Origin of the sequence: Bradyrhizobium monzae (genome assembly GCF_021458635.1) — a bacterium.
GTDB lineage: Bacteria > Pseudomonadota > Alphaproteobacteria > Rhizobiales > Xanthobacteraceae > Bradyrhizobium.
In genome coordinates this window covers 515,569-523,041 of sequence record NZ_JAIRDQ010000006.1, presented here as the reverse complement: position 1 = coordinate 523,041, position 7,473 = coordinate 515,569, and the positions used below count along the sequence as shown (strand labels likewise).

The following is a 7,473-nucleotide window of genomic DNA, read 5'->3' as shown; positions in this document are numbered from 1 at the left end:
ATCTGCGAACTGGCTGTCCGCTTCATAAAGGTCCGCTTACCGAGGCATTGCTGACCCACTTTGCTCAGATTGAGTTCTTCGCATTTTGGCCCATCGCTTCCATTGACGCGGTGCAACTGCATGTCGGTTAATGGGGGCAGACCGGAAGTTTCGGTCGAGGGCGAAAACGATGAGATTGACCCTTAGCGGAAGTTTGCTCTAGCCGGAGCCAACCTGTCGTGCTCTTAATTCAGGACTGGCTTTATCTTTGGCCGCGCGTTCGCTTACTTCGTACCGCGCTAACCCCGTGGAGTGGCAGCCATGGTGCAGAATCTCATAGCCGGATTTGTCGTAGTGGCTTTGATTATCATGGGCGTGCTTGCTTATGCCCAGAAACATGAAGGGTGCTTGCGCGGACGCTCGCTCCAAACCTTCCAGCCCTGCGGATCAATCGGCTCTGACATATAGCGCTGCCCGCGATGCCGTGCCGGACCGAGAACCTATTACCCCTAAGCTAGAGTCCGCTTGAGGCCCACAAGCGGATATCGACCTGGGCGCGCCACCCGTAAATTTCCCAAGTGCTGGCCCCTGGCCGCAGTTGTTAAGTGGTGCAGGTCGTGGGGCCGTACCATGAAAACACCGAAGCCAAAGCAATGGGCCGAGCAGGAGATTCGACGGTTGGTCGGGCTGGCCCGGCGGGGCGTTGGAGCATCGAAGATCGCCGCGGAATTGGGCCGCCACGCCGGATCAGTCAGGCGAATGGCGCGAACGAAGGGAATATTGTTGAAGAAGTAGGAGCCGTAGCGGGCGCTGCCCGATCAACGAAGGCGCACGCACCGTGTCCCACAGTCCGAAGCCTCTGCTGATGTCCCGCATGAGCCGGAGCGCGGCCTCGGTATTGCGACCGTAGAAGAGCGCGCGATCAAGCCGAGAAAGGAACCCAATTCCGAACAGCGCTATGGCGATGCCTCTAATCATGGTTGTGGGGCGGGTTGAACGATACTGTGAAAAGTGCAAAACGGCCCCAGCCGCAGGATTGGGGGCAACAGCCGGGGCCGGCATTCCCATTCCAATGTGCCGCAATCGGCGGTGGGCGGCACTCATCAAGTTAGGCACACAGACGCTAACAAACTATTTGTTTCGCAGTCACTCCGCGGTGCCGCGGCCGGTTGTGTGACACTGCGCGCTCCAGGAAGCGGCGAGCAAACGGAGCAGTGGTCGAAATGATCGAGCGCTGCATCGTTGGCCAAATGCTCCCAATACTCGGCTTCGGCGAGCAGTTTCCAACTTCGATCAGGATGACGCGCGGCTGTCTGACGGCACAACACTGCCATCGCGCGCAGGCGACCCGCAGTATCCATGTACTCCTCCCACTATTTATTCTTGTTGATTGCAGCCTATTTTCTTTTTTTGCGTCGGAGTCATTACGATTATGACCCTGAACTAATTTTCAGCCTCGAAGGGCGGTTCGACTTCGTTACACCTTCAAATCGCGCGTCGAGCGCAACTGGCGTAATTGCGAAGGCTGTACCGACGCGCTTCCCCCGTACATCTACGGGCGTTGAGCATTCATCGTCGAGCAGTTGGTCGAACAGCTCAGCGAGCTGGAGCTTGGCTTGGTCGCCCGCGGCGCGGAGTGCATCATCCTCGGCTGCACCGAGATCACGATGCTGGTGGGGGCTGCCGACACGTCGGTCGAGACATTCGATACGACGGCCATTCATGTGGAGACCGCGGCGGATTTTGCGGTCGGATAGGCCACGTCACTCTGGAACGCCTGCTTTGCGGAGGCCGTCGATATACGACCGAAGCCCCAATAGGTCGCCGGGCGCGACACGTTTGGAAATGCGAAAGTCGGGGTCGAGTTCGAGCAGAGTGGCCACTGCCTGCCTTGCCTCTGCTTCGCGCTCCCGATGAGCTAGTGCTGACGCAAGGCAGCGATAAGTGAAAGGAAAAAGTGGGTTCTGGCGGGCGGCCTTCTTCGCTGCAGAGATCGCCTCATCGAAGCGACCAAGCCCGATCAGCGCCATGCTCATTCCAGCAAACGTTGCGAAGAGCAACGGGTCGAAGGGGCTTAATCGAATGCGGCGCCCAAAGCTGCGGATTGCCTCTTCGGGCTGCCCCACTGTCAGGTGGGTCCAGCCTCGCTCTTCCCATGCGCGGAATGAATTCGGGTTTAAAGCGACCGCACGGTCGACCATCTCTACTGCCGTATCGAAGTCGGCAGAAAAGGAAGCCGTTGCGCGGCCAAGCATGCTCAGTGCCAAGGTGGCGTTCCCGTCGATATTGAGCGCGAACCGCAGAAGCCGAAATCCTTCTGCAATTTCCGACTTCGGATCCGCTGCCCATCCCTGGCGCACATTCCGGATATGACATTCCGCCGCAAGGGTAGCGGCAAAGCCGTACCGAGGGTCGATCTCCAATGCACGAGAGGCAAGCCGAAGGCTCTCGTCGGATCCGCCCCGGGTCCATGACTGGAGGTGTTGTGCCCGAAGACAAAGATCATAGGCACTGAGATTGTTCGGCCGACGCGCAGCCAGGACTATTTCGGTTTGAAGCAATCTCGGCTGAATGGCGGAGACAACATTGACCGCTACCTCGTCCTGAAGCGCAAAAACATCGACGAGATCGCCTTCAAATCGATCAGCCCAAAGGTTCGCGCCAGTCATGGCATCAATCAATTGACCGGTAACGCGGACTTTTCCCGCAGCTTTGCGCACACTTCCTTCCAGGACGTAACGAACACCGAGCTCGCGCCCGACCAGTTTGATATCGACGGCCCTGCCCTTGTAAGTAAAGCTGGAATTGCGCGCGATCACGAACAGGGATTTGAACCGCGACAAGGCGGTGATGATCTCGTCCACCATGCCATCCGCAAAATAGTCTTGCTCCGGATCACCGCTCAGATTGGCGAAGGGGAGAACCGCGATCGAGGGCTTGTTGGGGAGCGTGAGCGCCGGCATGATCGAGTTGGCGGTGGTTTCAGCGTCTGCGGGTCCTTGCGCCTCCACCACCGGCGCGACGAAGCGAAAGTCTTTGCGCGGCAATGTTTTGATCAGGCGCTGATCCTCGCCTGTATCTCCGATCACGCTCCGAGCGACATTCAGGCGGGTCGTCAGCGCTGCATCGGACACGCTCCGCCCGTTCCAGATAGCGTCGATGAGATCGCCTTTGCTGACGACGCGCTCCCTGTTGCGGATCAGGTAATCGAGCAGGTCGAATACCTGTGGCGCGACGGAGACGACGTTGGCCCCGCGATGCAGCTCGCGCCGGACTGTGTCGAATGCAAAGTCGTCGAACAGATAGCGCAAGCTGCGGATCCTTCAGTCGCCCCGATTTGCCGGGCTTTGGCGCCGCCTGAAGCGTGAAGAATAAGCCCCGGGTGAGGAAAATGTAAGCCGCCAGTTAAGCGCGCTGCAGGATCTTGCGTCAGCTTGGCGTGACGAAACGTCCGGACAGGACACGCCGCAATGAGCACCAGCAAGGACCCGCGAAGGATCTGATGGAGTTCGATCATGCCCATCATATTTGACGTGCTTTATCGCGAATTTTGCCGTGCGCGCCTCGCCGAGATGCGGAAGCAGCTGCTGCTGTGGCCTGGCACTGCTCGAGTTCCTGAAGAGAATTGCGAGGCCGGCCACCCCGACGACACTGCTGAGCCCATGCGGGAATGCGACGGGCACGCGGAAAGAGAGCGCCCTTGAGCTTGACGGAGTAGAACCAAAAGCCGCTTCAACGGGCTTTGGCGCAGCCGGTCACGCGCTGCCATAATGGCATCCTGCCGGTGTTTTGCCCGACGCGTCAAGTGATTTTCGTAAAAATCGAAAATGTGCATGCCGAGAAGCCGCCGGCTACTGTGCATGGGGTTGTTTTCGCGGTTTTGGTTTGAGCCGCGGCTCGTGCGCCCAAGGGACAGCCGTCGCAAGTCAGCGACGGTGCCTCAGCTGTCCACCTTCAGCGCCGCAATGAAGGCTTCCTGCGGGATGTCGACCTTGCCGAACTGCCGCATCTTCTTCTTGCCTTCCTTCTGCTTCTCCAGAAGCTTGCGCTTGCGCGTGATGTCGCCGCCGTAGCACTTGGCGGTGACGTCCTTGCGCAGCGCGCGCACCGTCTCGCGCGCGATCACCTTGCCGCCGATCGCCGCCTGGATCGGGATCTGGAACATGTGCGGCGGGATCAGGTCCTTCATCTTCTCGACCATGGCGCGGCCGCGGCCTTCGGCGCGGGTGCGATGCACCAGCATCGAGAGAGCATCGACCGGTTCGTTGTTGACCAGGATCTGCATCTTGACGAGGTCGGCCGGCTTGTAGTCGGTCAGATGATAGTCGAACGAGGCGTAGCCCTTGGAGACCGATTTCAGCCGGTCGTAGAAATCGAATACCACTTCGTTGAGCGGCAGATCGTATTTCACCATCGCGCGGGAGCCGACATAGGTCAGCTCCTTCTGCGCGCCGCGGCGGTCCTGGCACAGCTTCAGCACGCTGCCGAGATAGTCGTCGGGCGTCAGGATCGTCGCTTCGATCCAGGGCTCCTGGATCTCCGCGATCTTGACCACGTCGGGCATGTCGATCGGATTGTGGATCTCGATCTCGCTGCCGTCGTTCAGCTTCATCTTGTAGATGACGCTCGGCGCGGTCGCGATCAGGTTGAGGTCGAACTCGCGCGACAGCCGCTCCTGGATGATCTCCAGATGCAACAGCCCGAGGAAGCCGCAGCGGAAGCCGAAGCCGAGGGCCGCGGAGGTTTCCATCTCGAAGGAGAAGCTGGCGTCGTTCAGCCGTAGCTTGCCCATCGCGGCGCGCAGCGTTTCGAAGTCGTCGGCATCGACCGGGAACAGGCCGCAGAACACGACGGGGATCGCCGGCTTGAAGCCCGGCAGCATCTCGGTCACCGGCTTCCGGTCGTCGGTGATGGTGTCGCCGACGCGGGTGTCGGCGACTTCCTTGATCGCGGCGGTGATGAAGCCGATCTCGCCGGGGCCGAGCTCGTCGACCTGGGTCATCTTCGGCGTGAAGAAGCCGACGCGCTCGATGTCGTAGGCCGCGCCCGTGCCCATCATGCGCACGCGGCTGCCCTTCTTCATGACGCCGTCGACGACGCGGATCAGCACGACGACGCCGAGATAGACGTCGTACCAGCTGTCGACCAGCAGCGCCTTCAAGGTCGCGTCGCGATCGCCCTTCGGCGGCGGCAGGCGAGTGACGATGGCCTCCAGCACGTCGGGAATGCCGAGGCCGGTTTTGGCCGAGATCATCACGGCGTCGGACGCATCAATGCCGATGACGTCCTCGATCTGCTGCTTGACCTTCTCCGGCTCCGCAGCCGGAAGGTCGACCTTGTTCAGGACCGGAACGATCTCGTGATTGTTGTCGAGCGCCTGGTACACATTGGCGAGCGTCTGCGCTTCGACGCCCTGGCTGGCGTCGACCACGAGCAGGGAACCCTCGCAGGCCGCCAGCGACCGCGAGACCTCGTAGGCGAAGTCGACATGGCCGGGTGTGTCCATCAGGTTGAAGATGTAATCCTTGCCGTCCTTGGCGTGGTAGGCGAGCCGCACCGTCTGTGCCTTGATCGTGATGCCGCGCTCGCGCTCGATGTCCATGGAATCGAGCACCTGCTCCTTGCCCGCCATTTCGCGGTCGGAGAGGCCGCCGGTCATCTGGATCAGGCGGTCGGCCAGCGTCGATTTGCCATGGTCGATATGGGCGACGATGGAGAAATTGCGGATGTTGGAAATGGGGACGGTCGTCATGGGCGCGGGATACCACTCACATCCCCGTGCGGCAACCATATTGCTGTATTTTCAGGGCCTTTCTTCACGCCAAGCTGATTCCAAGCGGAGCCAAAACGCGCTACGCAACGCCGATGTCAACGACCTCGATCCCCTCCGCCCGGGCGCGCGCGAACACCCGCCTCGGCTTTGACCGTTTCCGGGCCTGGCTGGTTGCCTACGCGACCCGGCCCGAGGCCCGGCTTTGGCTGGTGATCCAGCTCTCGATCCTGCATGCCGTGATCTGGACCTTTATCCTAATCAACCTCAAGGCGGCGCAGGACGTTCACATGGACGTCGCAGAGGCCTGGGGCTGGGGCCAGAAATTCCTGTGGGGCTACGGCAAGCATCCGCCGCTGTCGGGCTGGATCGCCGGGCTCTGGTTTTCGGTTCTCCCGGCAGCGGATTGGGCGACCTACGCGCTGGCGATGGCAACGGTCAGCGTCGGCATGGTGATCTGCTGGCTGGTTGCGTTGCGTGTGGTCGACCCACGCCGCGCGTTCCTGGTCGTGGTGATGGTCGCGCTCTATCCGATCTTCAATTTCAAGGGGTTCAAGTACAACCCCGATCTGCTTCAGCTCGTCACGCTGCCGCTACTCGTGCTCGCCTATCTCAACGCGTTCGAGAAGCGGAGCTGGCAGTCCGGACTCTGGCTCGGGCTCGCCGGCGCGCTGGCGTTGATGACCAAATATTGGGTGCTGACCATGATCGGCGCCATTGGCCTCGCCGCGCTGATTCATCCGCAGCGCATGAAGTTCCTGCTGTCGCCGGCGCCCTGGGTCGCGATCGCGACAATGGTCGTGGCGATGATCCCACACATCATCTGGCTGGCGGATGCGCATTTCGTGCCGCTGACCTATGCCGGTGACACCTACAGCATCGAGGATGCCGGCCAGGTTAGGCAGCTCGTGTTCGGCTATGTCCTGCACAATGCCGCGCTGCTGGCGCTGCCGGCGGCGCTCGCCGCACTCGCGATGGCGCTGGTGCCGCCATGGCTCTCGCTGCCCGGGCGCGCTCCCCTACGCATCGTCACGCGGGCCTGGGCACGCGGCGCCAATTTGGGCGTCAATGTTTCCCAGGCGCTGAACATCTGGATCATCCAGATCATCGTCGCAGCCGGGCCGCCGCTCGGCGCGCTTGTGTTCTCGATCTACATGAAAACCGATTGGGGCATCTCGCTGTTCTTCCTGGTGCCGCTTGCACTGGTCGCGATCCCGGCGCTGCGGGTGCAGAGCGCCGTGCTGTTCAACATCGTAGCGATCTGGCTCGTGCTCAGCATTGCGACGCTCGTCGCTTCACCCTGGATCGCCGCACGCGAGATGGCGGCGAATTCGGACAACACGGCGACTTATGGCGCACGCTCGGAGCTCGCGCGCGAGCTGACCCAGGCCTGGCATTCGCGCTTCGCCTCGCGCTGGGCGATCGTTGCCGGCACGATGGAATCGATCCAGCCAATGGTGTTCTACAGCCCAGATCATCCGGTTGCGTTCATCCCCAACGAAGCGTGGAACTCCGGGTTGGCGACACTCGACGACGTGAAGAAGTACGGCTTCATCGGCGTGTTCGATCCGACCGACGGCCGCCTGCCTGCATTCGAGAAGTGGGCGTCCGAGATCGCGCCGAACGCCGAGCGCATCGTGATGACGACGCGCCGTTTCACCCACGGCAAGGCTGGCCCGTCGATGACGTGGAACGTCTACATCGCTCCGCCGGCGAAGTGATCG

4 protein-coding genes are annotated in these 7,473 nt (G+C 61.2%); 2 read left to right on the top strand and 2 right to left on the bottom strand.

Translation table 11 applies throughout. The features are described 5' to 3' along the window. Window positions 1-1,562 precede the first annotated feature (1,562 nt). Window positions 1,563-1,736 carry an aspartate/glutamate racemase family protein gene (locus K3F49_RS24295; RefSeq protein WP_234683455.1) on the top strand — a complete coding sequence of 58 codons (174 nt, stop codon included), beginning with the start codon at window positions 1,563-1,565 and terminating at the stop codon, window positions 1,734-1,736. 6 nt (window positions 1,737-1,742) lie between these two features. Here K3F49_RS24295 and K3F49_RS24290 read toward each other — a convergent pair whose 3' ends face one another. Together K3F49_RS24290 and lepA are read right to left on the bottom strand one after the other, a co-directional pair. Continuing rightward, a complete protein-coding gene (locus tag K3F49_RS24290; protein ID WP_234683454.1) occupies window positions 1,743-3,290 on the bottom strand; it encodes a winged helix-turn-helix domain-containing tetratricopeptide repeat protein in 1,548 nt (515 codons plus the stop codon). 629 nt (window positions 3,291-3,919) lie between these two features. Then, window positions 3,920-5,731, bottom strand: coding sequence for a translation elongation factor 4 (lepA, locus tag K3F49_RS24285; protein ID WP_234683453.1), 1,812 nt, complete (start codon window positions 5,729-5,731; stop codon window positions 3,920-3,922). 113 nt (window positions 5,732-5,844) lie between these two features. Between lepA and K3F49_RS24280 the strand changes: the two genes are divergently transcribed. After that, window positions 5,845-7,470: a glycosyltransferase family 39 protein gene (locus K3F49_RS24280; protein ID WP_234683452.1), complete on the top strand. Its 1,626-nt coding sequence runs from the start codon at window positions 5,845-5,847 to the stop codon at window positions 7,468-7,470. The last annotated feature ends 3 nt before the right edge of the window (window positions 7,471-7,473 follow it).